Raw genomic sequence first — 26149 nt, 5'->3', positions numbered from 1 at the left:
AATGATTAAAAGCCTGAAAGAATTAATGGAAAAAGAAAAACAAGCGGAAAAGTTGAAAACAGAAATGATCAGTAATATATCACATGATTTGCGGACACCAATCACCTCATTATTAGGCTATACGGAACTTTTAAAGTTGCATGAAAGTAAAGAAAATCAACAAGAATACATAGAAATTATACAGAGAAAAGGCAAGGAACTAAATAATCTGGTAGCTGATTTGTTAGAATACTGCAGTATCGATTTTAAGCAAGTAAAATTCAATAAAGAAAAAGTAGAGGTAATGGCACTTGTTCAGCAGATTATAATCGACTTTATCCCACAATTAGAAGAAGCGGAAATGAACTTTACCACAGAATCTGTATCACCCAAATTGTACGTTGATGCCGATGTTGGATTACTGATACGATTATTCCAGAATATTATAAATAATAGTATTATGTATGGGAAAACGGGAAAGAAGATCTCCATTCAACTCCTGACAGATCAGGAGAATGTGTTGATAAAAATAGCGAACAATGGAAAAGAGATTCTGCCTGAGGATATTCCGTATCTTTTCGAAAGATTCTATCGAGCAGAAAAATCCAGAAATGATTATACAGGTGGTAAAGGGATGGGGCTGGCCATTGCCAAAAGTATTGCTGAGTTGCATGGTGGATCAATATCTGTCACAAGCAATCCAAAGCAAACCTCGTTCACCATCTCCATTCCAGAAAGTAAAAAAACGGACTGATCATCATGTTGATCAGTCCGTTTTTTACCGTCTATGTAAATATTATAAATACCGTAAGTTCTTCTTTATTTTTTTGTAAGATTTATCAGCTAATATAAAACTGTTAGTTAAGAGAATACGGTATCTTTGAGGAGAATGTTTATGTTATTTACTAGACTTGTCATTTTATTATTAACAGCTGTGTTGGCATTTTTATGGATAGGAGCTTTTTTTATTGGTGGCGTTTTGGGTGTGATTTGCTGGTGGGCGATCATGGCTGCTAGTATTCTCGGGGGGATGATGTGCATTATTTTAATGATACGATTAGCAGTAAAATTAATTCGCCGCAAAAAAGTCACAAATCAGTATATTATTATATCGGCTCTATTTGTTTTGATGGCACTGCCTTTTAGCTGGTTTTTAAACATCGGACACATTGCCTTTCCTGCTGAAATAGAAACGACAGCACCTGCAGTTGCTATTCATTCACCTTTCAATGAGTCAGCAGTTGTTGGCTGGGGCGGGGATGAGCTGGAAACGAATCAACCACATGCTATTGTTCCAAACGAACGTTGGGCATATGACTTAGTGATGAAGCCATATTCCATCGATAGTAAAAAACTTAATGACTATGGGATTTATAATAAGTTGATCGTATCTCCAGTTAAAGGAACAATTGCAGGGATTTATGATGAAGAAAAGGATATAGCTCCAGGCAGTGAAGAGAATGAGACAATGATAGGCAACTATATTTATATTAAAATTGAGGAAACAGGGACATTCCTGGTTCTTAGTCATATTAAGCAAAACTCTGCATTGGTAGAGAATGGTCAGACAGTAGAAGCAGGTACACCTCTTGCCAGAGTGGGGAATTCCGGCAGTTCCAGTGAACCCCATCTGCATATTCATCATCAAAGACAAAACCCTGCTGCAACAAGTTTGTTCTTTAGTGAAGGTTTGCCTCTATATTTTAAAAATACGGACGGTAACACGATGCCTAATGGCGGCAAAAACCCTGATATTTTATCACCAACGCCACAGGAAATGTTTTAGCTTCCAGAAAAAGAACGTTACTTTGTGCCTTTACAAAAAAATTGATCATTTCAAATGAAATTTGTTACAATGACGAGGGTATACAGTTATAAAAGGAAGAAAGAATCAATATCCAGCAAAAATTGATAACGTCTTCATCCGCGTTATGAATGAAGCTGGTAAAGAAAAATGGACCGGCCATCATTGCTGGTTGAGAATGTACTTATTTTTTAAAGCGTTTTATCATTATTTTAAAGGAATAGGAGAATGGTTATGCAGGCATATTTATTTGTACATTTTAAGGAAAAAAGAACACCAGACGGAGAACAGGTTTACTTTGGCGTCAGTAAAGATGGCTTTAATTGGGAAGAAGTGAATGATGGAAATCCTGTGTTATGGAGTTACTATGGTGATAAAGGTGTTAGAGATTTTACGATTATCAGAACCAAAGAAGGTAAATTCGTGATTCTGGCAACAGATCTTAGTTTGTCCTATGGTATGTTGAATCAATATCACAATTCATGGGCGGAAATCGGCAGAAACGGCAGCAAGTGTCTCGTGCTTTGGGAGTCTGATGATTTAGTTAACTGGTCAGAGCAGAGAATGGTCCAATTGGGAGATGAGGACTTCGGCTGTTTATGGGCGCCTGATATTATTTATGATAAGAAAAATGATGATTATGTTATTCACTGGTCATCTTCCCATCGCAGCAATAATTACGGGGAAAAGGCGATCTATTATTCCCGCACAAAAGATTTCGTGAATTTCTCGAAGGCTGAGGTATTGTATCGCAAAGAAGACAGTGGGGTCATTGATTCTGCTATGTATGAAGAAGATGGAAAGTATTATTTATTCTTAAAGAGTGAGGGTAATCCTGAAAGAATCATTTTAATGGAGTCAGAGAATGTGACTGGGCCATTTAAGAAGATTGAAGATTTTGATCAGAGTATGGCGTCACTTGAAGAAGGGCAGTATGAAGCTCCGACAGCATTTAAATTAGAGGATGGGAAGTGGTGCTTATTCCTCGACTTCTATGGTGTTTCAGCAGAAGAGCAAGGTTATGTTCCATTTATAGCAGACCAATTGTCTGAAGGGAATTTCGTACGTGCAGATCAATCATTTCATTTCCCGTACGGATTTAAACATGGAACGATTTTGCCAATTACAATGGAAGAATATGATCGATTAAAAGCTTATAAAAAGAAACCGTCAGAGTACTAAGTAAGTGAAATGGATGTATATTAATAATTGTTTACATAGTAAACTGATATTGTTTTAGAAATATTTTTTTTAAGATTATTGTGCTAAAAAATTCTTCTTGATAATGCAATGTGATGCTATTAATAAGGGCCATCTAAGGTATTTCGTGTTACCGTTTTCTTGTATCAATATATCTGATGGCCATTTTACATCACATTTTTATTATGATAACATGAACGTGTTCACAAAAAGAACTTGTTCACTAATAGTTGTTTTATATTATGGGAAACAAAGGAAGTGGAGACATGAAAGATAGCAGGAAAGAAATACAACGATCACGTATGTGGCGTTATTTCTTAGATGCTGCCACAGAAGTTATTGAGGAGGATGGTATTGATCATTTTACCATTCGCAAAATAGCAAATAAAGCAGGGTTTACTAGCTCTACAGCTTATAATTATTTCAAAGACTTATCCCACTTGAAATTTTTTGCTGCTATGCGATTTATGTCAGACTATTTAGAAGAACTACCATCTTATTTAGAGAAAGGCAATAATACAGTTGAGAAGTGGTTATATAGCTGGGAGTGCTTCTGTAAACATTCTTTTGCACAACCAAAGATTTATTCCGTAATTTTCATGGATAATTTAGGTTCAATACCAGAAGATTTATTAGAACATTATTACAAGATTTATCAGAATGACTTAATTGGTTTACCAGAAGAAATAAAGGACATTATTATGGAGCACAGTTTTGCCAAACGAAGTGCACTCTTTATCCAGCCGGCTGTAGAAGAGAAATTTATGGAAGAAGAAGACATTGAGATGCTTTCAGATATGACATTATTAATTTGGAAAGGTATGATGAATACTATTATTAATAAACGTCGAAACTATACACAAGAAGAAGCAATTCAAATGACATTATATTACGTTTATGAAAGTGTCATGAACGTTATTAAACCAGAAAAACGTGCTGATATCAATGTTTCCTATACGAAAATTGCAGAATAATTATTTTTTTAAAATAAAAATGAACATGTTCATTTTATGAAAAAGTTCATATGTTTTCATAATGAGTAGAAAGGGGAACTTTAGTGATACAACTAAGAGGAATTCATAAGGTGTATGATGATGGGTTTCAGGCATTAAAAGATATTAACTTAACATTTGAAGAAGGTAAAATTAATGTCTTGATTGGCCCAAGTGGTTGTGGAAAAACAACAACGATGAAGTTACTAAATCGACTGACAGATTACACAGAAGGTCAAATTATGATTGATGGCAAAGATATTAAACAGATCAACCCCATTATATTACGTCGTCAAATGGGATATGTTATTCAAAATATAGGATTATTTCCTCACATGACTATCTACGATAATGTAGCAACAGTGCCAAAACTTTTAAAATGGGATAAACAAAAAATTAGATCTAAAGTTGATAATTTATTGCGAATGGTTAACTTAGATCCCGAAGTTTACCGTGATCGTTATCCAGCAGAATTGAGTGGTGGACAACAGCAACGAATTGGTGTTATCCGTGCATTAGCTGCTGAACCATCCACAATATTAATGGATGAACCGTTCAGTGCATTAGATCCGATTAGTCGTGAACAATTACAAGAAGAGTTAGTTCGACTGCAGAAGGAAATCAATAAAACGATTGTTTTTGTTACACATGATATGGATGAAGCCATAAAAATAGCTGATCAAATTATTATTATGAAAAGTGGACATGTTGTACAAAAGGGATCTCCAGAGGAAATATTAGCGAACCCTGCCGATGACTTTGTTCGGGAGTTTATTGGTGAGGAACGTTTAGGCAGTGCCTTACCTAGTGTGGAAAAATTGATGTCAAAAGACTTTAAAGCTATCCAGCTTTCCTCAAGCTTAGAGGATGCTCTTCAGTTGATGGCTGAATATCAAACAAATGCACTGCCAGTTGTTGATCAACAAAGCAAGTATATTGGCATGATCGATCTATTCTCCATATTAAAACAACGAGATAAAAAAATAGAAGAAATATTAACCTATCAAAAATCAATACCTGATACTGCTAAGGGAGAGTTACTGCTAAACCAATACGAAAGCGACCAAAAATCTATGATACCCGTAGTATCGGATCAAGATGAGGTAATTGGAATAGTGAAAAGTGAAAAACTGTTAGAAGCATTACACCGCTTCTATCAACTTAAGCGTGGTGGTAAATAGTGGAGTTACTAACAGATTATATCGATTTTTGGCAAGATAAATATGAGTCGATTCTAACGTATATGTGGGAACATTTAGTTATTTCATTTGTTGTTATGTTGTTATCAATTGTCATTACTATTCCATTAGCAATCTATATGACAAAAATGAAAAGCGAAAGAATCAAAGGAATGATTTTTAATATAGCAAATGTTTTTCAGACAATTCCCACGGTAGCTTTGTTAGCTATAATGATCCCGCTTATGGGAATTGGTTTTAAGCCAGCAGTCGCAGCTCTCTTTTTATATGCGTTATTACCTTTGTTAAGAAATACGTATACAGGGATTCAATCCATTGACCCAAGTATTGTGGAAGCAGCAAAAGGAATGGGGTTTAGCTCTTTTGGCCGCTTAATGAAAGTTGAACTCCCTGCTGCCCTTCCATATGTTATGTCAGGTATTCGTGTAACAACAGTATATATTATCAGTTGGACAACCTTGGCTGCGTTAATAGGTGCAGGCGGGTTAGGTGACTTAATTTTAGCTGGAATTGGTTATAACGATAAACAGATGATTTTTACCGGGACTTTATTAGCTATTGTGATTGCAATGTTATTGGATTTATTATTCCAAACATTTGAGAAAAAATATTCTAAAGCATAAGGAGAGAATCAGCATGAAGAATTTTTTATTAACAAGTATTTTAACAGTATTATTAATGGCCCTAACAGCATGTGGAGGTCAAACATCAGCAGATGGTGGAGAAGTATTTGAATATGGTGCCCAAAAAAATACAGATCCTAAAATCATGGGGCAGATTGTCAAACTTTTAGTCGAAGATCAAACTGATCATGAAGTAAATATTACAGAAGATATCCCGGCAAGTCCACAGGTTATGAGTGCAATTGACCAAGAGGATTTTGACTTTGCGACATTATACTCAGGGGAAGTATATAATAATCATTTCGATGAGGACCAAGTAGACTATACTACTGATCCTGAAAAAACGCTAAAGCAAGCCCAGGAACTTTTTGGTGCAAAATATGATATGAAGTGGTATGACTCGATCGGATTTAGTAACCAATATAGCATTGCAATTAAGCAGTCTTTTGCAGATGAACATGGGATAGAAACAATGACTGATTTAGGTTCAGTGGCAGATCAAGTGACAATTGCTACAGATAATTCCTGGATTGAACGAGAAAATGACGGTTATCAAGGCTATCAGGAAGCATATGGTTATGAGTTTGCTGATGCTAGAGGGATGGATGTCGCATTAATGTACAAAGCAATTGAAAATGGCGATGTTGAAGCAGTTACAGCTTATACAGTAGACCCGCAGATAATTGAATATGATCTAACGATTCTAGAAGATGATGAAAAGTTCTTCCCGCCATATGACGCGTCATTAGTAGCGCGTAATGAGATACTTGATGAATTTCCAGAAGTAGCAGAAATCTTAGATTCGATTGTTGGATTAGTAAGTACAGAGGAAATGACAGAATTGATTCGTTTAGTTGATATGGAAGAACAGAGTACAGAAGAAGTAGCACGAGAATTTTTACTAGAAAAAGGAATGCTAGAATAGGGAAAGGTGATAACATGGGCTTTCTCCAAGAGTTAAGTCAATACATGGTCGAAAATAGCAGTTTGCTTCTTGAGTTGACGATACAGCATATCTTAATGGTTGGCTATGGCATAGCTTTAGCGTTAGTCATAGGTATTCCATTAGGTATCATAGCAGCACGTTACGAGTGGTTAGCACCATTTATCATTTCATTAACGAATATATTGCAATTGGTTCCAAGTCTGGCTATGCTAGCTATTCTCATGCTTTATTTTGGATTAGGATTTGAAACGATGGTGATAGGGCTATTTCTATACTCATTAATGCCAATAGTAAGAAATACGTATGTCGGTATTCGAGAGGTAGATGCTAGCATTATGGAAGCTGGTAAAGGTTCAGGTATGACACCACTCCAACTGTTAGCAAAAGTCCAACTTCCATTATCTATACCGTTTTTATTAGCAGGACTTCGTGTCGCTTCAGTTATCGCGATAGCTGTTGCCTGTATTGGCCCATATATTGGTGCAGAAGGTTTAGGAAAAGAGATTATTTCAGGGATTAGTTTACAATCAGATGTGAAGATTTATGCAGGTGCTATTCCGGCAACACTTTTAGCAATTGTTGCAGACTTCGCACTTGGGTTATTAGAGAAAAAAGCAAAGAAGCGAATGGCTTTAGCATAATCGTTATTTTACAAAAGAAAGGTGAACAGCATTGGTTTTTAACATAAAAGACTCGAAAGAACGCCGTGTGATAAAAGAATTTCCACGTCAAGTAAAAAAAATAGAAAATGTCTGGATACCAATGACAGATGGTGCTAAATTAGCAGCAACAATTTGGTTACCAGAAGATGCGCGAGAGAATCCAGTACCTGCGATTTTGGAATATATACCATATCGTAAAAATGATTTTACAGCTATACGTGATTCGGTCAGACATCCCTATTTTGCTGGTCATGGATATGCAAGTATTCGTATTGATATCCGTGGGTCCGGTAATTCGGATGGGATCTTATTAGATGAGTATCTAAAACAAGAACATGATGATGCAATAGAAATACTTGATTGGATATGTGAACAGGAATGGTCAACAGGTGCAGTTGGAATGATAGGGAAATCATGGGGTGGATTTAACAGTTTACAAGTAGCGGAACGCCAGCATCCTGCATTAAAAACGATTATTACCTTATGTTCTACAGATGATCGATACGCAGATGATGTCCATTATAAAGGTGGAAATGTGTTAGCATCTGATATGTTATGGTGGGCTTCTACAATGTTTGCCTACAATGCAAGACCACAGGATCCTGCTGTCGTAGGTGCCAGCTGGCGAGATAATTGGCTAAACCGCTTGGAAAATACTCCTCCTTTCGTAGAAAAGTGGCTTACACATCAGCGGCGCGATCAATATTGGAAACACGGATCGATTTGTGAAGATTACTCAAAAATTGACATTCCTGTCTTTGCGGTAAGTGGTTGGCAAGATGGTTATACTAATGCCGTATTCCGTTTATTAGAGCATTTACCAAATGAAAGCAAAGGCTTAATTGGCCCATGGGCCCACGAGTATCCAGAAGTAGCAACTCCTGAGCCTAATATAGGCTTTTTACAAGAATGCTTGCGCTGGTGGGATCAATGGCTAAAAGGAATTGATACAGGTATAATGGATGAACCTAAATTACTTTCATGGATACAAGATAGTGAGCTGCCACAAGTAACTTACGAGAGCCGTCCAGGAAAGTGGGTTGGCGATGAAGCTTGGCCATCTGAGAATATTACGATGAATAAATGGTGGTTACAGGGGCGAAGCATTGCTACAGAAGAGAGTACAAATGGAAGTCCTATTGTGATTCCAAGTGTCCAGGAACATGGCTTTTATAATGGGGTTTTCTGTCCATTCGGTCAACCAGGTGATTTACCAGCAGACCAGCGTTTAGAGAATGGAAAAGCAGTTGTCTTTACATCAGCCCCCTTAGAAGAAACAGTGGAACTATTAGGGAAACCCATATTCCATGCGGAGTTCTCAGTTGATCAGGAAAATGCTTTTATAATGGCAAAAGTAAATGATAAAGCGCCAACAGGGGAATCTACTATGATCACATGGGGAATGATGAACCTTAATCATTTACAATCACATGAATATCCCCATGCCTTAGAGCCAGGTAAGAAATATCAAGTGAGTGTTGATTTAAATGTGCTAGGACAACAAATACCTGTTGGTCATTCGCTTGAATTAGTTTTAGCACCGACGTATTGGCCGCAAGCATGGCCATCGCCACAACCAGTAAATTTGACAATCTATCAAAATGAGAACACCTATCTTGAGCTGCCTGCTCGTAGACCACAGCCAGAAGACAAAAATGCTGGTGCTCACTTCCAAGTACCAGAAACTGCTGAGGTTATGGGGAAGGAAGTCTTGCGAGAAGAAAAGCGAACACGCGAAGTGAAACATGATTTGATCCATGGTATATGGATATTAGAGGATATGTCAGATGAAGGAAAAAGGAAATTACGATCCAATGGTGTAGAGCATGGTAGTATCAACAAGAATACCTTCTCTATTAAGGAAAAAGATCCATTATCAGCTAAGGTAACGTGCGAATGGGAACTAAGTGTAGGACGTGATGATTGGCAAACCAGACTGGAAAGTTTTAGTGAAATGACAAGTGACCAAGAAAATTTCTATTTAGTAAATCGCCTTATTGCATTTGAGAATAACAAAGAAATTTTTCAAAAAGAGTGGAAAAAAACGATAAAGAGAGATTTTCAGTAAAGAAAGAATTAGATTGGTGGTTTTCTTTTTTAGCTATTAATTTGTGAAGTTGATTTACTATCTATAATCAATCATAAATGGAGAATAACCTGCAAGTAATTGCAAATGAAGAATTTTAAAAAGAGGTACCAGGTAAAGAGCAATTCCTAGAATGGAATTGCTCTTTACTATTGAGGATTTGTATTGGATTCGTTCAAGTTGGAGAGCTCTAAGTCAACGGGATTAAGGTCTAGCTGTTGTGCTATCATTAAAAGGGATATCCAGATTGATTATACAGAGGAAAATATAAGAGTCATCTAACAGGTTCTCGAAAATTGGACCAGAAGGAACGACACTTATTTATTGAAGTTTTAAACTTAGTAGTAACTTTATTTTTGCCTTAACTACTATCCTTATTTATTTGTATACAGACTTCCATACGGGAAACCATTGTCCTAAGATGACAGGCTAGTCAAAATTTTTCTTATTGAATACTTTAAAATAGAACGTTGAAAGTAAAATATAATAGGATTACCTTTACTGAAATATTGGTTATTCCGGAATACTTAACAATGTCTTTCTTAACCTACTGTGTGTAGAAGATTTCCATGGCAGGATGATATAATTAAAAAAGCTGTTGAGAAAACTTTCTCAACAGCTTTTTCCTCTAATTTACTAGAACAGATTTCACTTATTCAATTCCTGCTGTCCATTCAGTAACCATTTCCTGGTTCTCTTCAACCCAAGCAGCAGCTGCTTCTTCTGGATCAGTACCACTACTGATTTCTAACATAACAGCTTCCATATCAGCAGTAGTCCAGTTAAACTGATCTAAAACTGTATAGGCATTTGGTAAGTCTTCTTCAAGTCCCTGGCGAACCATTGTTGCAATATATTCTTCCCCACCAAATGTTTCTTCAGGATCTTCTAAATATTTTAAGTCATATTCAGCGAATTTCCAGTGTGGTGTCCAGCCTGTTACAACGATTGGTTCTTCTGAATCAATGGCTTCACCAAGTGCTGTAGTCATGGCACCACCTGTTGATGTTTGAACTTCCCAGCCTTCTAATCCATAATCCTCAATGGATTGTTCAGCAGATTGTACAACACCTGCTCCTGCATCAATCCCAGTGATTTTTTGATCTAATTCTTCCGCATAGTTTGCAAGATCAGCGATAGAATTAATATCTTCCATATATTGTGGAACAACTAAACCTGTTTTTGCCCCTGATAAGTTTTCCCCTAAATCTACTAACGAGTCTTTATTTGCTTCATAAAGATCACCGTGTGTTGTTGGTAACCATGCCGCTACCATTCCATCTGCTTCACCATTTGCTACTGCTTGCCACATTGCTGCATTATCTATAGAAGTAAGTGTAACATCATATCCAAGGTCTTCTAACACTTTTCCAACTACATGTGTTGATGCAATTTCAGAATCCCAATTAACGTAAACTAATTCGATTTCTTTACCATCACCAACGGAAGCTGTTTCCTCATTTTCCGTATTATCAGAAGAAGTTGATTCCTCTGACTCGTCTGAACCGCCACAAGCTGCTAAAACTAGTACAAGTGCTAACATACTTGCAAACCCTAAGATTCTCCATTTGTTTTTTAACATAATAGATACTCTCTCCTTTAATTTTTTATTTGAAATTCCACTTAATGAGGTTGTTCAAAAAGTCCGGTAAAATGACACATCGTATTTCTTCGTTGGCTTGGTTCTCCACTTCACGTATGAAAAGCATACGTTCCGCTGCTCAAACCAGCGCCGCCTTGAACTCCTCGGTCCTTTTTATCCTCCTTTTTGAACACGCACTTAATGTGGAATATTTCAAGCGATAATTACTTATTTCTATTCAAATATTGTGTCATACGATCAATGATGATTGCTAAAATAACAATCCCTAAACCTGCTACAAAACCTTGGCCACCTTGTGCTCGTTGCAGGGCAGATAATACTAAGTCCCCTAAACCTGGTGCACCAATCCTTGAAGCAATAACTACCATGGATAATGACAACATCACTGTTTGATTGACACCAGCCATAATTGTACTTCTTGCCATTGGTAATTCCACTTTAAATAGTTTCTGTGGGCCAGTTGTTCCAAAAGCGTCTGCCGCTTCAACTAACTCATTCGAAACTTGGCGGATTCCTAAATTAGTAAATCTTACGACAGGAGGTGTTGCAAAAACAACAGATGCAAATATACCAGGAACCATCCCAATACCGAAAAATACAACAGCAGGAATTAAATAAACAAATGCCGGCATTGTTTGCATAAAATCTAAGATTGGTGTAATGATTGCCTGTGCCCACTTACTTTTTGACATTAAGATACCAAGTGGGATACCAATTACCACTGAAATTAAACTGGCAAATAAAATTAATGTGAATGTGAACATTAATTCTTCCCATATATCTTGGTTCAAGATAAACAATAAACCAACGATAGAGAAAATTGATAATCCAATTCTTTTACCTGATATAAAAAATGCTAATAATGCGACAATGATAATAACAGCAAATGGTGGAATTTCACTTAACCATTCAGCTGTACCTTCAATAAAGTCACCAAATTCATTTTTAAGTGGATCAAATATAAATGAAAAAGCGGATTGTACCCATTCTACAAAAAGGTCTACCCAATCAGCCACTGGTAATTTAGGTAAGAAATCACTCATGAGTATCTGTCACCCCATTTCCATTTGCTAATGCCGCAATAACAGCACCTCGCACAATTATTCCCTTTAATTTACCAGCTTCAACTACAGCTACAGGTACTGGGGCATTATGGATGATTTCAAATATGTCATGAATAGGAGTATCTGGTTGAGCGATGGGCATATCTGTGCGGATAATATTATGTAGGTTCTTTTGCTCATTTTTCCTTACTTCCGATACATCATCAGCAGTGATATATCCTTTTAATTGGCGTGTACGATCCACAACATACATACTTGATAAACCTTGTTCTAGCATGCGCTCTAACGCTACTCTTGGACCATGTTTATCAATGTCCACTGTTTCCGGACGTTTCATAATATGGTTAGCGGTTAAGACTTTAGATCTGTCAACATCTTCTACAAATCGCTCCACATAGTCGTTTGCCGGACTAACCAATATTTCTTCCGGTGTACCGATTTGAACAATGGAGCCATCTTTCATCAAAGCAATTCGATCACCAATTCGTAATGCTTCATCTAAATCGTGAGTGATGAAAATGATGGTCTTCTTCATTTTTTCTTGTAAATCTAATAACTCATCTTGCATATCTTTTCGGATTAATGGATCCAATGCAGAGAATGCTTCATCCATCAGCAATACTTCTGGGTCATTTGCTAATGCCCGAGCCAATCCGACACGTTGTTGCATCCCGCCAGATAGCTGATCTGGATATTGGTGTATAAAACTCCCCAATCCGACTAATTCTAATGCTTCTTTCGCTTTTTGTGACCGTTCTTCTTTCTTAATACCTTGAATTTCCAACCCGAATTCTGTATTCTCCAGAACTGTGCGAAATGGGAAGAGGCCGAATTTTTGAAAGACCATACTTAATTTCTCTCGTCTTACTTTACGCAATTTTTCCTTCCCGACTTTCGCTAAATTCTCGCCACTAACTTCTACATCACCCTCTGTTGGATCAATTAATCGATTTAATAGACGGACTAATGTCGACTTACCGCTCCCGGAAAGTCCCATAATAACGAAAACCTCTCCAGATTCAACTTCAAAACTAGCCCGATTTACTCCAACAGTACAACCCGTTTTTTCTAATATTTCTTCTTTTGAATATCCTTGATCTAGTAACGAGGTTGCTTCTTTCACTCTTTTACCAAATATTTTAGATAAATTTCTGACTTTAATAATAGACATGAATAACTACCACCTCATTTTTTTAAGCATTTCGCCTCATTTATTTGGCACTACTTTTTCTACTCTACTCTTTTCTTTCATAGAATTCAAGGGTTATATTCAGTTTGTAATTAATATTCAGTTTAAACTTTACAAAATGTATGCGTTTTTATTCCGATGTTCATAGGGTTCATTGGAAGCGATAACTTTTTCAATATTTGCTTTTTAAATATTTATTTGTGTAAAGTAGAATGAAGTATAGTTTTAAGGAAGGTGACAATGATTTATGACAAATCACAATGAAAAAGACCATTTCGAAAGTGTCAATAATCAAATTATCTCAGAATTTTCCAAAACATTAGAAATGTTTTCGTTAAATAAAACAGAAGCTCAACTTTTTGTTACACTGTATCTGAATAATGGACCTATGACACTTGATGACATGAAAGAAGAGCTTGGTAAGAGTAAAACAGCTATGAGTTATGCGATCAGGAGATTGCTGGAATTTAACTTGGTTGAAAGAGTCTGGCAAAAAGGAATCAGAAAAGATTTATATGAAGCCAGGGAAGATTTATACAAGAAATTCATGAAAACTTATGTTAATCGCTGGTTAGAATCACTAAATAGACAAATGAATAATTTATCAGATATAAAAGAAGAACTTAACGATTCTAATCTTGAACTAAAATCTTCATTCGAACATAAAATTAATGAAGCAATTTCCTTTCATCGCTCATTAGAAGAAGTATTCGCTAAGATAAAGAAAAATGACTTTCTTTAATTTAATAACTAAATTGTCGCAAAAGACAGTAATGGATAAAAGGCTATAGTTATATTCATCTATAAATGCCAATTGTCCAAAAATGAATGAATCCACCCAAAAAACGAACGATCATTTAACCGAAATCGTTCGTTTTTGCATTTGAATCGTTAGGATTATTGGATTTGAAGAATCTAATTTTGTTCCAGAATTATCTAACATTGGTACAGCACATAGATTATTTTCTTTTTTGATCTTTTTCTTTTTCAGGTTCAATTACAAGTGACACATTATTATTATTTATCAGTGGATCAATATCTGTATCTTCTTCATGTTTATTCTCACTGGCGAAACCATCATTAATTTTTCTATTAGCTTCTTCTGTGGTCATTTTTTTCTTTTTCATTTGGCATAACCTCCTTCTGGTTATTAGTATTTTTACCTGCTGATGGAGTTTTATGTTGTCCAAAATCTTTTTTATATTGATTACCTTTTGTTTAGTTTTTCCACGAATCTCCAATTTTTAAACATATAAAAGAATACTATCAAGAATCTATCAGTTTTTACTGCTTTTCCTCATTAAACATGTATTTCCCTGCTTCTGATTGCACACATGCCACCTTATAAATTAATCCATAACCTGCTAATGCTGCCAGGGTGGAACTGCCTCCATAACTAATTAACAGTAAGGGGATACCCGTGATCGGCATTACCCCAATATTCATCCCGATATTCTGAAAGGCATGAATGAAAATTAAAGTCATATATCCAAAACATATATACGCCCCGAATGGATTGATCTGGTGGACCTTCATTCCAATCTGGATTAACTTGTATATTAATAAAAAATAAAGAAAGATCACAACTGAAGAGCCAAAAAAGCCAAACTTATGAGCGATTACAGAGAAAATAAAATCAGTATGAGATTCGGGAATATATAAGGAAGATTCGGCATGATACCCATTTAATTGTCCGGAACCTATGGCCAGTAAGGCTCTGTCAATTTGATAGGTTTCTTGCGATTGATTTTCTGCCAGACCAACCCATGTCTGAATTCTGTCGATTTGGTACGTGTCGATTTTAAATACTTCTTCCATAAAAACAGGGAATTTAATCGCAGATAGGATAAATAAACTAAATAAAACGATAGACATACTAGCAATGAGCAGGATTATTTTCCAATTGATATTAGATAAAAACAGCATGAAAACAGTGATGACAATAACCACCATTGCTGTACCGAAATCAGGCTGGAGCAGTATTAACATTACTGGAAGCATTCCTATCAGGATGATTTTGAATAAAAGCAGAAAATCACTTTTCATATTAGCAATGTCATATTTTTCTTTGTGCTTGGAAATTACGGCTGATAAGAATAAGATTGTAGTTATTTTTACTAATTCCGATGGTTGAAACGTTATCCCTTGAAATCGAAACCAGCTATAGGCGCCATTAATATAGGGGACGATACTTTCTGGACTGATTAACAGAAGAATTAACAAGGCCAGTCCAAATAAATAAAAGATAAAGCTTAATGAGTAAAGAATGGATATATCTAAGAACTGGATAAGAACAATGGCAATAATCCCTGCAATTATCCACACAGCTTGCTTTAGGACAAAGTTTTCTCCTCCATATTGATCCATTTGCTGAGCATAATAGATAGATAGAATACTAATAGCGAAAAAAATGAGGAGAATGTAGATGAGATCATATCTTACGTAAATTTTTTTCTCAGTCATTAGAAACTTCCTTTTAATTTATTTACCCTAATTTTACCATTAAAGGGATTGTCGATGAAAGAGATTTTTCTATTTCCTTAATTATTATCCAACGTGAGATTTCTAATGAATTCGCTTTTTTATTGCAGCACCTTTTCAAGGTAGGTGGAAATCACTACATAATATACCAGTACGATAAAAAATCTTAACATTTTGCTGACAACATTACACTTTTTATTGATAAAGTCATGGATTTTGTAATAAAGATAAAGCTATCTCGTTAATTAGTACGAACTTTCTCAAAAAATAATATCGTTTTCAAGTATTGTGTAAGCGATTGTTAACTTGCTCACTTAATACAATGCTAGGTCATTATCCTCTCTGAATATCACTGTTTCTCAAGGGATTGACGCTTTATGAAGTGAAGGTTAGATTAGTGAAGGTAAAAGAACAGGAAAGGTGGATAGACAGTGTTTCTGCAATTTTTCAGATTGCAGCATTATCATAATTAAATTGTACATAAGGAATATCAAGATTAAGAGGTAGAGGAGTACAACTAGATGGAAAAGAAAAAGAAGAAACTTCAACTAATCATTTTAGCAATAGTCTTAAGCTTGTTCGCTGCACCATACTCTTCCTTAGCTGCTAAGACATATCAGCCATATGCTGCTGCAGCTAATGAAGTAAGCAAGCCATGGATGGATCAATCTCTATCAGCTGAAGAACGTGCAGCATTATTATTAAATGAAATGACATTGGAAGAGAAAGTTACTTTTGTAACAGGAAATCTTAATAACTATTATGGCTTTTACAATGAAGGAATGGATCGTTTAGGAATACCAGCTCTAACGATGGCAGATGGTCCTGCTGGTGTCCGAATTGCAAATCCAGAAATTCAGGATAAAAAGTCAACGGCATTGCCTGCGCCAATTGCTTTAGCAGCAACATGGGACACAGAAGCAGCACGTACATATGGAGAACTTCTGGGAAATGAGGCATTTAACACAACACATAATGTCGTATTAGGACCAGGACTGGATATTGCCCGTTTTCCTTGGGGGGAGCGTAACTTTGAATCACTAGGTGAGGATCCATTATTGCAATCAAAGTTAGCTGTACCATATATCAATGGAATTCAAAGCTATCCTGTCATGGCTACAGCAAAACATTATTTGCTTAACAACCAGGAAACTGATCGATTTACAATAAATTCTGTTGCAAGTGAACGAGCAATGAATGAAGTGTATGCTCGACCATTTGCAGAAGCTATCCAAAATGCTGATTTAAGTTCCGTTATGTGTTCATTTAATCAGGTTAATGGGACAAGTGCTTGTGAAAATGAAGCGATATTAACGGATTTACTAAAAGATCAAATCGGCTTTGAAGGTTTTGTAATGAGTGATTATGGTGCGAATTTAAGTACAGTAGAATCAGCTAATGCTGGCATGGACTTAGAAACACCAGGGGCACCAACAGGATTATGGGAAGACAAACTGCTTGCAGCGGTTCAAAACGGAGAAGTATCAGAAGAAAGAATTGATGACATGGTTTCCCGCATGTTAACAGAAATGTTCAGTAAGGGACTATTTGATAAACCAGTACAGAATAATCTGATTCCAGCTGAAGAGCATGGCGAAACAGCACGTGAAATTGCGGAACAAAGTATGGTTCTTATGAAAAACGAGAAAGAAGCATTACCTTTAGATAAAGAAGAATTAGATTCGATTGCGGTTATCGGCCCTGATGCTGATAATGGATCAGTTGCAGGTGGCGGAAGCTCACTAGTTATCCCAACCTATACAGTTAGTCCGCTGGAAGGAATTAAAAACTCTGTAGGGGATAATGTTGATGTCCATTATGCTCCAGGAAGTGACCCGATAAGTGCCGGTGATATTTTACCAGGTCCATCAGCAGTTCCTTCCTCCCTGTTAAGCACAGGTGGAGAGCAGAGTGAATCAGGATTAAAAGCGGAATACTGGACAAATATCAATTTTGAAGGGGAGCCTTCTCTAGTAAGAACAGACAATCAAGTGAATTTTAATTTTGGTTTTTATAACTATGAAGGGCTTAATGCACAATCACCGAAGCTGCCAAAAACGCCTGGTGATTTTAACAGAGAAATGTCTGCTCGTTGGACAGGTGAAATTACTGCTCCAGAGTCAGGAGAATATGTTCTTTCTTTATCAAGCTTAGGGACAGGAAAATTATATCTTGATGGAGAGCTTTTGATTGATAATAACAGCAAAGATTTAGTGACTGATAAGAAAACTGTATCACTTGCGAAAGGTGAAAAGCATCAAGTGCGTATTGAGTACAGTACTGGTAAATCAGGAGATGTTCAGGACTTCGGCGCAATGGTTCGTTTCGGTTGGGAACCGCCAACTGGTGCGGTTGATGCGAAAATCCAGGAAGCAGTCAACCTTGCGAAAAAATCTGATGTTGCTGTTGTCGTCACTCATACTTATGATAGTGAAGGATATGTAGATACTTCAAGCCTTGATTTACCGAATAATCAGGCACAGCTTATTAAAGAAGTAGCGAAAGCAAATCCAAAAACGATCGTTGTACAAATGAGTGGTAGAGCAGTTCAAATGGATTGGCAGGAAGATGTACCGGCAATAGTCCAAGCATGGTTTGCTGGACAAGAACAAGGAAATGCGATAGCTAATATCTTATTTGGGGAAGAAAATCCTTCAGGTAAACTTCCAATTACGTTCCCTGTTGATGAAGAGAGCACGCCAGTTTCTGATGACATTCAATTCCCGGGAGTGGATGGTATTTCTGAGTATACAGAAGGAATCTTTACAGGATATAAAGGGTATGAAGAACAAGGTATTGAACCTGCCTATGCTTTCGGTCACGGCCTGTCTTATACAACTTTTGATTATAAAAATGTGAAAGCTAAGGCTAAAACAAGAGGAAAGCATAAGGAAACAGATGTAAGTGTTGCTTTAAACCTGCGTAATACCGGAGATGTAACAGGTTCAGAGGTTGTACAAGTTTATGTTGGGAATTTACCAACAAATGTTGCAACACCTGATAAGCAACTGGCTGGTTTTGAGAAAGTTGAACTGAAACCTGATAACCAAGAACGTGTCAAAATTAATCTTGATATGAAGGCATTCTCTTACTGGGATGAAGAAACTGATCAATGGATTATGCCATCAGGAGAGGTACCAATTTATGTAGGAAGTTCTTCTGATGATATTCGTTACACAGGAAGTGTTTATATCAAATAAATTCAAAAGTTGGGGTACTCGTGCCCCAACTATTTTGATTGGAGGGATTCTTATTCGCATGGTGAAATTTTTATTACCATTAGGAATTATCGGCATGATGATTATGTTTTTCTTAATGATAAAGCCAATAAATGAACAAACTGATGTCGAATTATGGTTAACTACCGCTGACCAGAAAAATCTGTTAACAGAACAAGATCCTTTGATTTTTAACGAAGAACCGGCAGCCAATCAGCCTGTTATCCAAGTTGATCCTAATGTGGAGTTTCAAACGATAGAGGGATTTGGATCAGCCATTACAGGTTCTTCTGCCTATTTAATAAATAATAAAATGAGTATCCAACAGCGGGAAAAACTCTTGAATGATCTATTTTCAGAAGACGGAATTAATATGAACTTCGTCAGACATACGATTGGTGCTTCAGACTTTTCTGTAGATCAAGAGGGTAATCCTTTCAGTTATACTTACAATGATATAGAAACAGAGGCAGATTATAATTTAGAACATTTTACAATTGAAAAAGATGCTGATATTATTCAGCTTTTGCAGGATATTGTTTCATTAAATCAGGAAATGAAGATAATGGGCACACCATGGACTGCTCCAGCCTGGATGAAGTATGAAAAGGAAATGAATGGCTGGTATTTGGATTATGAAAACAGTAATGTTTATGAAACGTATGCCAATTATTTTGTGAAATACATTAAGGCATATCAAGAAAAGGGAATTACGATTGATGCGATTACGGTCCAAAACGAACCAGAATTCACTTCATCTGCATACCCGAGTATGAGTATGAGTGCTCAGGAACAATCCAAGTTTATTAACGAATATCTTGGACCAGCATTTGCAGCTAACAATATCCCAACAAAAATAATCGGTTATGATCATAATTGGGCGAACGGTTTGGACTATGCAACAACTTTATTCCAGGATAAGAGAACCAATTCATTTACAGCTGGAACTGCTTTTCACTGTTATGAGGGGGACCCTTCCAGCATGTCTAAGGTACATGATGCTTTTCCACATAAAGGTATTTATTTAACAGAATGCAGTGGAGGGAAATGGAACACGGACTTTGGCAGTAATCTAAGCTGGTATATGTCCAATTTAATTATTGGCGGTCCCAGAAACTGGGCAAGAACAGTCATGCTCTGGAATACAGCGCTAGATGAAAGTGGTGGTCCAACGAATGGTGGCTGTGCAGATTGCAGAGGTGTTGTAACCATCGATAAGCAAAGTGGTTCTGTAAACAAGAATGTGGAGTACTATGCGATAGGGCATGCCAGTAAGTTTGTAAAGCCGGGAGCGGTAAGGATAAGCTCCACAAACTATAAAGGAGACATTGAATCTGTTGCTTTTCAAAATCCTGATGATTCAATTGTGTTGATTTTATCGAATCCCGGGCAAGACAGTAAATCTTTTCAAGTGAGTTATTCTGGGGAGTATTTTTCCTACAGCATAGAGCCGAATAGTGCAGTTACTTTTAAATGGTCATCATAATTCGTTCCCTTATTTTAATAGTAGAGGAAAGCTTGTATCTCATTTGAAAAGTTCGCATTCGCTCGTCTTTTGGCAAGTGTGCTAGTTTTTCTTATACTTAGAACTTCAACTTGGATGGAATCTAATTAATTGTAAGATCGGATTATATAATTTTATCGAATTCTTGGACCAATTTGAGTGGAGACCAGAAGGATTGCAAAATGTAATGTTGAAAATTCAAAATGATACAGCGGAGCAAGAAGTGCGAAAGAATGGGTGGAAGAAAACCGGGAATAGTGGATATTTGGATAGAGGGAGTAGACCTGGTAACGGTGAGGAAGTAAAATGACTTATGTTGCATGGTCTGATGTTATTGCAAGCTCCAATGTTGTCAAATATGTACTGGAAAATGATTTAAACTACAAAGTTAATCTTATTCAAGTAGATGCAGGCGCAATGTGGGCAGGTGTAGCTGATGGAAGTGCTGATGCAATGGTAGGTGCATGGCTGCCAACAACCCATGAAAAGTACTACTCGAAATTTGAGGGAGATTTTGTAGACTTAGGAGTTAACCTTACAGGAACTCAAAATGGCCTTGTTGTACCAGCATACATGGATATTGATTCAATTGAAGATTTGAAAGATGCAGAATAATAGGAAAAGACGAGCGGATTTGCTCGTCTTTTTTTATATATGGTGTATAGAGAAATTGAGTAGAGGACGTCCCGAATACTTTGGGATCTTCTTTTTTAGTGCTTAAGGCAATGAGAGTGCATCTGAATGCCGAGAGCCCTGGTTTTCATAGGCGTGAAGGTATTGAGAGTGGATCTGAATGCCGTGAGCCCTGATTATATTTGAGTGAAGGCATTTAGAGTGGATCTGAATGCCATGAGCCCTGATTATATTTGCGTGAAGGTATTGAGAGCCTATCTGAATGCCGTGAGCCCTGATTATATTTGAGTGAAGGCATTTAGAGTGGATCTGAATGCCGTGAGCCCTGATTATATTTGCGTGAAGGTATTGAGAGCCTATCTGAATGCCGTGAGCCCTGATTTTCATAGGCGTGAAGGTATTGAGAGCCCATCTGAATGCCGTGAGCCCTGATTTTCATAGGTGTGAAGGAATTGAGAGTCCATCTGAATGCCGTGAGTCCTGATTTTCATAGGCGTGAAGGTATTGAGCTCCAATCTTACCTGCTATAAGGACTATCTCCAAGCAAAATGGTGATCAGACTTTTAACAAATTCTCTGCAATACAGACCTTATTTCTGCCCGTTTGTTTTGCTTTATATAAAGCTTCATCCGCTTCATGGATCAATTGTCTTGCCCTGGAAGTTGTTTCATTATAACAAGCTACCCCGATAGAAACAGTAATATGAATATGCTCACCTGTCGTTAATAAAAAGGGATGACGTTCTACTTTTTGACGGATTTTTTCGCTGATCTGTTTGGCATTTTCCACTGGGCAATTCGTTAATATGACAGTGAATTCTTCGCCGCCATTTCTGCTGACAATATCTGCAGAATGGACATTGTTTTTTAGAATATTACTTAACTCCATTAACACTTTGTCTCCTTCTTTGTGACCATAAGTATCATTAATCGATTTGAAGTGATCAATATCGATGAATAACAGAGACAATGTTTCTTTGTTATGTTCCGCTTGTCTAGCAATCTTGTTAAAGATTTGATCAAATTTTCTGACATTGTTCAGACCGGTTAGTCCATCTGTTGCTGCTTCCACTTTATATCTGTGAAGAAGTTTTTGACTGCTCCGTTCATACTCGACTACGTAAAAAGAGATAAAACCGGCAAGATAGGAAATAACCCAATAAACAGGTATTAAATATAATAGAACTTCATAATCTTGCAACAGATAAGAAAGAGATAATGTGACCAATATATTAGAGGTGGTTAAGACGATAATGATCTTTATTTTTTTTGATAGATTAAATTTAGTAATGATAAGCGTGCTTATAGTAATCAATGTCATTAATATGAAATTTATGAAAGAGGAAGTACTCAATCCTATCAAGAACCGACCGGCTATTACTAACAGCAATCCGATGACTGCAGGGACGCTCCCTCCATAATATGCAGCTAATATAATTGGTATTTGACGTAAATCTACTAAAGTATTATTAAAATCTAAACTATATTGCATCAGGATATTACTGAATATCCCGCTAAGAAGTCCTACTGCAATTTTATTTTTTAGAGCTGATGATTGATTAAGAGGGTTATTGTTGGTTACTTGTGTGTATAGGAATAAAGCAGCCACTAAAATGGCCAGATTTGAAAAAAGATCTTTTAATATCATTGTTACCACCTGTAAGTGTATAAAATTTTAAGAAATAATCAGGTAAAAGGTTATATTTGATTACCCAACATTTAATTTTATCTGTTTTTTACAATATAATCAAATAACAAAACTGTATGGTTTGGATAATAAAATCACTAATTTTTGGGTTTTATCATAATATACCTGTAAAAAAAGTAAGGTGGTTTCTTATGTATTATGTGACACATCCTTATCCCTGCAACCATTATCCAATGGGTCACTATTTCAATCACCCGGCATATCATCCGTTTAGACAATATCCAGAGGTTGATACTAGTATATTTGAACAATCAGTCGTTTCTTTTAAGGAAATGAATAAACAGTCCGCTGTTATCCTTGATAAATTTGCAGAGCACGAATATGCACAGCGCTTGATGAAAGCAGCTCAATCAGGAAATCAAAGCGAAGTTGACAATTTAATCAAATCGATCGGCGTATCTCCATCTATAAAAACAAAATATACACCATCGGGAATTTTATTGACGATTTCTGAAGATAATCCTTGTTGTGTTTTAACAATGTTTCTTCGATGGGGAAATTAAAAAAAAGTAGAAAGAGGCTTTGTTCCTAGACAATAAAGGTTCTGCCTTAATTATGAAGCAGAACCTTCTTTCGATTCATTACTCAACTTAATCCTTAAATATCAGCCCTTAACAAGTTATAATCATCGTCAACGTGTGCATGAATTCTATGACCGCCAAAGAGGTCTCCATCGTAAAATTCGCAATAAATATTATTTGTGCTTATCTTGATGTAATAAAGTACAATCGCCTCAGCGAAATCCTCCTTACTAACATCCAATTCCCCAGCATCTACAGCATCCCAATCAAGATATTCATCATTCTCATCATATTCTGGCCAGAAATCATTTTTGTAATCTATTAATTTTTCCGCAATGGCGAAGCGTATCCTTTGATCAAACTCCTCTAAGCAGGTAAAAAGGGTTTCCGCTTTTTCTATCAATGGACAGACAGTTTTCCCAGCACCTGAATCTAGTGTCCAGTGAAGCTTATCCTGTTTCAGCTCATACACTTGAAAGTTTTCATTATAAAAAAAATTCCCCAACTTGCTTTTGATAAGTTTTTCCATGATTAATTCCTTTCGTTCGTGTCTTTTAGAATAGTATAACAATTTTGCTTTTGTCATTTTACTTTCTTTTCAATATCTTTTTATGGAAAATGCCACACTTTATTAGGCTACTTCATACAATGCCTATAGAGGTGATAAAAAATGGCAAGAGTAAAATATACAGATAAAGATGTTGATTTAATGGCAAGAATGATGAGAGCGGAAGCAGAAGGGGAAGGAAAACTGGGAATGCTGATGGTAGGAAATGTAATTGTCAATCGGGCAAAAGTGGATTGCAGTGATTTTGCAGACATAAGAACAATACCTGAAGTAATTTACCAGGTACAGGGAGGTAATTACTCCTTTGAAGCAGTCCAGAAAGGGAATGTTTTTTACCAAAGAGCAAGAGAATCAGAAAGAAGGTTAGCTGAACAAACATTAAAATATTGGAGAGAACATCCATCTAAATTTGCTCTTTGGTATTTCAATCCATATGGAGTTTGTCCGCCGACATGGTATGACCAGCCTTTTGCAGGGCAATTTAAACAACATTGTTATTATGAACCACTGGCGAACACGTGTGAAGCTGTTTATAGTTATTAAAATGATCCCCACATTTGTGGGGGTCATTTTCTCAGATATGACAAGATTTTTTATTCTAGATAAATGCAAAAGGTAAGGAAGAAACAATAATGACTAAGGGAAACAGTGCCATTCTGCGTGGAGTAATATGGATGCTAAGATAATCTGCCGGATTCTTTACAGGGGCAGTAATCCAGCTGCCGATTCTGTGTGATAATGACTTTTTCAATGAAATGTCAGGTGTTTCTACAGCGAATTGATCCAGCTTCTTTTTTAATTCTTCAGGGATATCCTGTTTATTCATTATCATCAGCCTCCAACAGTTGTTTTAGTTTCTTTAATGCGTGGTGCAGTCTTGATTTCACTGTGCCGACAGGGATCTGCATAATTTCCGCGATTTGATGCTGAGTTAAGTCATGATAATAGAAAAGAATAATAACAGATCTTTGTTCAGCAGGCAATTCCGTTAGCGCAGCACGCACCGACAACTTTTCTTCCAGTGATATTGTCTCTGATTGTTTTGTTTCATATAAGAATGGTAACAGTTTTTTGAGTTTATTTTTTCGTTTCAGTTTTGTCATTGTTAATTGATAAGCAATTCGGAACAGAAATGTGCGAATATGAGACTTTGCGGGATCGAAATTTTCTGCATATTTATCAAATTTAATAAATGTATCCTGCACTACATCAGAGCTCAGGGTCTCATCTTGTGTATATCTGTAAGTGAATTGATAGATTTGTTTATGATATTTGTTAAACAAGTCTTCAAGATCATTGGAATTCATCCGACCACCGCTCTTTTATACCTTTAAATACATAAGCTAACCGTGATATAAACCAGATTGATGAGAGTATGGAAAACATAAAAGCCTGATGCAGGAAAAACTGGACCCAGTTATCATCGATTGTTTTCTCCATAAATAAACAGGCACCTAATCCAATTATACAGATAAAAGCATAAACAGCACAAAGGATTGTTACATAATCCCACCTGTTCCAATAAAAATAAATATCTGACTTTTTGAAATTAATCTTCCTTTTGTTATCCTTTACCACTTTTTTGTTCAATGTCGCAATGATAATCGCAAACAAATTACCAACTACAATTGCCACAATTAAGCTAATTAACCAACCTAACTCCATTTTATCATCTCCTTTATCTACTTATACAACTAAGGATAATGGAAGGTTCACAGTTAGAAAAATAAATTTTGATGAAGTCAGGCCAAACTGTTTAAATTCAGAAAACCAAGAAAAAATCATTTTCCATTTAAGTTCATCCAAAACAGAGAAGTCAATTTTAATGAATGCCTTACAAGTAATAGATCAGGAATCACTCGAACTGTAAAACTAGATAAAACGTATATTCATTTAGTTAATAAGTAATGCTATTGCTATAATTTATATGGTTATAATTAGGTTTTATACCTTTTTCTCCCTTTCTGGTTGTTTTAGATAAATAACCTGTTATGATGAAAGTATATTAATGGAAAAAGAAAGGCGGGGGAACGGAACTGTGAACAGGAATTTATTCTTTTGTTTAACTATTGCATTAATGCTGGTTGCATGTAGCGATGATACAGATCCATCTGCAATTACAGAAGAAAGTGAAAATGACCAGGGTGATATAGTCAATGAACCTGAAGAG

At 36.3% G+C, this 26149-nt stretch carries 25 protein-coding genes; 15 read left to right on the top strand and 10 right to left on the bottom strand.

The features are described 5' to 3' along the window. The 9 genes from F9U64_RS20375 to F9U64_RS20335 all read left to right on the top strand — a co-directional run. On the top strand, window positions 1–733 hold a 733-nt coding region (locus F9U64_RS20375; RefSeq protein WP_228275816.1), incomplete at its 5' end, for a sensor histidine kinase. Between the two features lie 141 nt (window positions 734–874). Further along, on the top strand, window positions 875–1765 hold the full coding sequence (locus F9U64_RS20370) for a M23 family metallopeptidase (RefSeq protein WP_194287456.1): 891 nt from the start codon (window positions 875–877) through the stop codon (window positions 1763–1765). A gap of 252 nt (window positions 1766–2017) precedes the next feature. Further along, window positions 2018–2965, top strand: a complete 948-nt coding sequence (locus tag F9U64_RS20365) for a glycoside hydrolase family 43 protein (RefSeq protein WP_153406735.1) — start codon at window positions 2018–2020, stop codon at window positions 2963–2965. 284 nt (window positions 2966–3249) lie between these two features. Next, window positions 3250–3957 carry a TetR/AcrR family transcriptional regulator gene (locus F9U64_RS20360; protein ID WP_153406734.1) on the top strand — a complete coding sequence of 236 codons (708 nt, stop codon included), beginning with the start codon at window positions 3250–3252 and terminating at the stop codon, window positions 3955–3957. 83 nt (window positions 3958–4040) lie between these two features. Next, the gene (locus F9U64_RS20355; protein ID WP_153406733.1) at window positions 4041–5156 is read left to right on the top strand and encodes a betaine/proline/choline family ABC transporter ATP-binding protein; all 1116 of its coding nucleotides are present in this window, start codon (window positions 4041–4043) and stop codon (window positions 5154–5156) included. Continuing rightward, a complete protein-coding gene (locus F9U64_RS20350) occupies window positions 5156–5797 on the top strand; it encodes an ABC transporter permease (RefSeq protein ID WP_153406732.1) in 642 nt (213 codons plus the stop codon). The genes F9U64_RS20355 and F9U64_RS20350 overlap by 1 nt, the downstream gene beginning before the upstream one ends. Before the next feature lie 13 nt (window positions 5798–5810). Further along, on the top strand, window positions 5811–6722 hold the full coding sequence (locus F9U64_RS20345) for an ABC transporter substrate-binding protein (protein WP_153406731.1): 912 nt from the start codon (window positions 5811–5813) through the stop codon (window positions 6720–6722). Window positions 6723–6736: 14 nt separating this feature from the next. Beyond that, window positions 6737–7384: an ABC transporter permease gene (locus F9U64_RS20340; RefSeq protein ID WP_153406730.1), complete on the top strand. Its 648-nt coding sequence runs from the start codon at window positions 6737–6739 to the stop codon at window positions 7382–7384. Window positions 7385–7415: 31 nt separating this feature from the next. Then, the gene (locus F9U64_RS20335) at window positions 7416–9473 is read left to right on the top strand and encodes a CocE/NonD family hydrolase (protein WP_153406729.1); all 2058 of its coding nucleotides are present in this window, start codon (window positions 7416–7418) and stop codon (window positions 9471–9473) included. 670 nt (window positions 9474–10143) lie between these two features. On the opposite strand, the gene F9U64_RS20330 is transcribed toward F9U64_RS20335, so the two are convergent. From F9U64_RS20330 to F9U64_RS20320, 3 genes are all read right to left on the bottom strand, one after another. Further along, window positions 10144–11073, bottom strand: coding sequence for a glycine betaine ABC transporter substrate-binding protein (locus F9U64_RS20330; RefSeq protein WP_153406728.1), 930 nt, complete (start codon window positions 11071–11073; stop codon window positions 10144–10146). 224 nt (window positions 11074–11297) lie between these two features. After that, window positions 11298–12137, bottom strand: a complete 840-nt coding sequence (locus tag F9U64_RS20325) for an ABC transporter permease (RefSeq protein ID WP_153406727.1) — start codon at window positions 12135–12137, stop codon at window positions 11298–11300. Then, a complete protein-coding gene (locus F9U64_RS20320; RefSeq protein ID WP_153406726.1) occupies window positions 12130–13329 on the bottom strand; it encodes a quaternary amine ABC transporter ATP-binding protein in 1200 nt (399 codons plus the stop codon). Before F9U64_RS20320 ends, F9U64_RS20325 begins: the two co-directional genes overlap by 8 nt. A gap of 265 nt (window positions 13330–13594) precedes the next feature. Here F9U64_RS20320 and F9U64_RS20315 point away from each other — a divergent pair, with 265 nt between their 5' ends. Further along, on the top strand, window positions 13595–14089 hold the full coding sequence (locus tag F9U64_RS20315) for a GbsR/MarR family transcriptional regulator (protein WP_153406725.1): 495 nt from the start codon (window positions 13595–13597) through the stop codon (window positions 14087–14089). Window positions 14090–14306: 217 nt separating this feature from the next. Here F9U64_RS20315 and F9U64_RS20310 read toward each other — a convergent pair whose 3' ends face one another. Together F9U64_RS20310 and F9U64_RS20305 are read right to left on the bottom strand one after the other, a co-directional pair. After that, window positions 14307–14474, bottom strand: a complete 168-nt coding sequence (locus tag F9U64_RS20310) for a hypothetical protein (RefSeq protein WP_153406724.1) — start codon at window positions 14472–14474, stop codon at window positions 14307–14309. A 157-nt stretch (window positions 14475–14631) separates the two neighbouring features. Then, the gene (locus F9U64_RS20305; RefSeq protein WP_153406723.1) at window positions 14632–15810 is read right to left on the bottom strand and encodes an FtsW/RodA/SpoVE family cell cycle protein; all 1179 of its coding nucleotides are present in this window, start codon (window positions 15808–15810) and stop codon (window positions 14632–14634) included. A gap of 539 nt (window positions 15811–16349) precedes the next feature. Between F9U64_RS20305 and F9U64_RS20300 the strand changes: the two genes are divergently transcribed. The 3 genes from F9U64_RS20300 to F9U64_RS20290 all read left to right on the top strand — a co-directional run bounded on the left by F9U64_RS20300 (window position 16350) and on the right by F9U64_RS20290 (window position 21165). After that, a complete protein-coding gene (locus F9U64_RS20300; protein ID WP_153406722.1) occupies window positions 16350–19028 on the top strand; it encodes a beta-glucosidase in 2679 nt (892 codons plus the stop codon). 58 nt (window positions 19029–19086) lie between these two features. Beyond that, on the top strand, window positions 19087–20532 hold the full coding sequence (locus F9U64_RS20295) for a glycoside hydrolase family 30 protein (protein WP_153406741.1): 1446 nt from the start codon (window positions 19087–19089) through the stop codon (window positions 20530–20532). Window positions 20533–20856: 324 nt separating this feature from the next. Next, window positions 20857–21165 carry a glycine betaine ABC transporter substrate-binding protein gene (locus F9U64_RS20290; RefSeq protein WP_153406721.1) on the top strand — a complete coding sequence of 103 codons (309 nt, stop codon included), beginning with the start codon at window positions 20857–20859 and terminating at the stop codon, window positions 21163–21165. Between the two features lie 573 nt (window positions 21166–21738). Here F9U64_RS20290 and F9U64_RS20285 read toward each other — a convergent pair. Beyond that, window positions 21739–22830 carry a GGDEF domain-containing protein gene (locus F9U64_RS20285; RefSeq protein ID WP_153406720.1) on the bottom strand — a complete coding sequence of 364 codons (1092 nt, stop codon included), beginning with the start codon at window positions 22828–22830 and terminating at the stop codon, window positions 21739–21741. Window positions 22831–23021: 191 nt separating this feature from the next. Here F9U64_RS20285 and F9U64_RS20280 point away from each other — a divergent pair, with 191 nt between their 5' ends. Beyond that, entirely contained in the window at window positions 23022–23393 is a 372-nt protein-coding gene (locus tag F9U64_RS20280; RefSeq protein ID WP_153406719.1) for a YuzC family spore coat inner layer protein, read from the top strand. A gap of 94 nt (window positions 23394–23487) precedes the next feature. Here the strand turns inward: F9U64_RS20280 and F9U64_RS20275 are convergent, their stop codons facing one another. Next, window positions 23488–23940 carry a DUF2262 domain-containing protein gene (locus F9U64_RS20275; protein ID WP_153406740.1) on the bottom strand — a complete coding sequence of 151 codons (453 nt, stop codon included), beginning with the start codon at window positions 23938–23940 and terminating at the stop codon, window positions 23488–23490. 141 nt (window positions 23941–24081) lie between these two features. On the opposite strand from F9U64_RS20275, the gene F9U64_RS20270 reads away from it, so the two are divergent. Continuing rightward, window positions 24082–24522: a cell wall hydrolase gene (locus F9U64_RS20270; RefSeq protein ID WP_153406718.1), complete on the top strand. Its 441-nt coding sequence runs from the start codon at window positions 24082–24084 to the stop codon at window positions 24520–24522. Window positions 24523–24577: 55 nt separating this feature from the next. Here the strand turns inward: F9U64_RS20270 and F9U64_RS20265 are convergent, their stop codons facing one another. The 3 genes from F9U64_RS20265 to F9U64_RS20255 are packed head-to-tail and all read right to left on the bottom strand — an operon-like array spanning window position 24578 to window position 25644. After that, the gene (locus F9U64_RS20265) at window positions 24578–24805 is read right to left on the bottom strand and encodes a hypothetical protein (RefSeq protein WP_153406717.1); all 228 of its coding nucleotides are present in this window, start codon (window positions 24803–24805) and stop codon (window positions 24578–24580) included. Continuing rightward, window positions 24798–25286, bottom strand: a complete 489-nt coding sequence (locus tag F9U64_RS20260; RefSeq protein ID WP_153406716.1) for an RNA polymerase sigma factor — start codon at window positions 25284–25286, stop codon at window positions 24798–24800. The genes F9U64_RS20265 and F9U64_RS20260 overlap by 8 nt, the downstream gene beginning before the upstream one ends. Then, window positions 25273–25644 carry a hypothetical protein gene (locus F9U64_RS20255; protein ID WP_153406715.1) on the bottom strand — a complete coding sequence of 124 codons (372 nt, stop codon included), beginning with the start codon at window positions 25642–25644 and terminating at the stop codon, window positions 25273–25275. The genes F9U64_RS20260 and F9U64_RS20255 overlap by 14 nt, the downstream gene beginning before the upstream one ends. Window positions 25645–26149 lie beyond the last annotated feature (505 nt).

The sequence above is a fragment of the Gracilibacillus oryzae genome, from assembly GCF_009498735.1.
GTDB classification, from domain to species: domain Bacteria; phylum Bacillota; class Bacilli; order Bacillales; family Amphibacillaceae; genus Gracilibacillus; species Gracilibacillus oryzae.
This window is presented reverse-complemented; position numbering and strand designations above follow the sequence as displayed.

Coding starts and splice junctions, on each gene's coding strand:
- F9U64_RS20295 (WP_153406741.1), top strand. CDS start 19,087: ATGGTGAAATTTTTATTACCATTAGGAATTATCGGCATGATGATTATG.
- F9U64_RS20360 (WP_153406734.1), top strand. CDS start 3,250: ATGAAAGATAGCAGGAAAGAAATACAACGATCACGTATGTGGCGTTAT.
- F9U64_RS20320 (WP_153406726.1), bottom strand. CDS start 13,329: ATGTCTATTATTAAAGTCAGAAATTTATCTAAAATATTTGGTAAAAGA.
- F9U64_RS20300 (WP_153406722.1), top strand. CDS start 16,350: ATGGAAAAGAAAAAGAAGAAACTTCAACTAATCATTTTAGCAATAGTC.
- F9U64_RS20325 (WP_153406727.1), bottom strand. CDS start 12,137: ATGAGTGATTTCTTACCTAAATTACCAGTGGCTGATTGGGTAGACCTT.
- F9U64_RS20255 (WP_153406715.1), bottom strand. CDS start 25,644: ATGGAGTTAGGTTGGTTAATTAGCTTAATTGTGGCAATTGTAGTTGGT.
- F9U64_RS20365 (WP_153406735.1), top strand. CDS start 2,018: ATGCAGGCATATTTATTTGTACATTTTAAGGAAAAAAGAACACCAGAC.
- F9U64_RS20270 (WP_153406718.1), top strand. CDS start 24,082: ATGGCAAGAGTAAAATATACAGATAAAGATGTTGATTTAATGGCAAGA.
- F9U64_RS20285 (WP_153406720.1), bottom strand. CDS start 22,830: ATGATATTAAAAGATCTTTTTTCAAATCTGGCCATTTTAGTGGCTGCT.
- F9U64_RS20260 (WP_153406716.1), bottom strand. CDS start 25,286: ATGAATTCCAATGATCTTGAAGACTTGTTTAACAAATATCATAAACAA.
- F9U64_RS20310 (WP_153406724.1), bottom strand. CDS start 14,474: ATGAAAAAGAAAAAAATGACCACAGAAGAAGCTAATAGAAAAATTAAT.
- F9U64_RS20315 (WP_153406725.1), top strand. CDS start 13,595: ATGACAAATCACAATGAAAAAGACCATTTCGAAAGTGTCAATAATCAA.
- F9U64_RS20370 (WP_194287456.1), top strand. CDS start 875: ATGTTATTTACTAGACTTGTCATTTTATTATTAACAGCTGTGTTGGCA.
- F9U64_RS20280 (WP_153406719.1), top strand. CDS start 23,022: ATGTATTATGTGACACATCCTTATCCCTGCAACCATTATCCAATGGGT.
- F9U64_RS20290 (WP_153406721.1), top strand. CDS start 20,857: ATGACTTATGTTGCATGGTCTGATGTTATTGCAAGCTCCAATGTTGTC.
- F9U64_RS20265 (WP_153406717.1), bottom strand. CDS start 24,805: ATGAATAAACAGGATATCCCTGAAGAATTAAAAAAGAAGCTGGATCAA.
- F9U64_RS20275 (WP_153406740.1), bottom strand. CDS start 23,940: ATGGAAAAACTTATCAAAAGCAAGTTGGGGAATTTTTTTTATAATGAA.
- F9U64_RS20305 (WP_153406723.1), bottom strand. CDS start 15,810: ATGACTGAGAAAAAAATTTACGTAAGATATGATCTCATCTACATTCTC.
- F9U64_RS20340 (WP_153406730.1), top strand. CDS start 6,737: ATGGGCTTTCTCCAAGAGTTAAGTCAATACATGGTCGAAAATAGCAGT.
- F9U64_RS20330 (WP_153406728.1), bottom strand. CDS start 11,073: ATGTTAAAAAACAAATGGAGAATCTTAGGGTTTGCAAGTATGTTAGCA.
- F9U64_RS20345 (WP_153406731.1), top strand. CDS start 5,811: ATGAAGAATTTTTTATTAACAAGTATTTTAACAGTATTATTAATGGCC.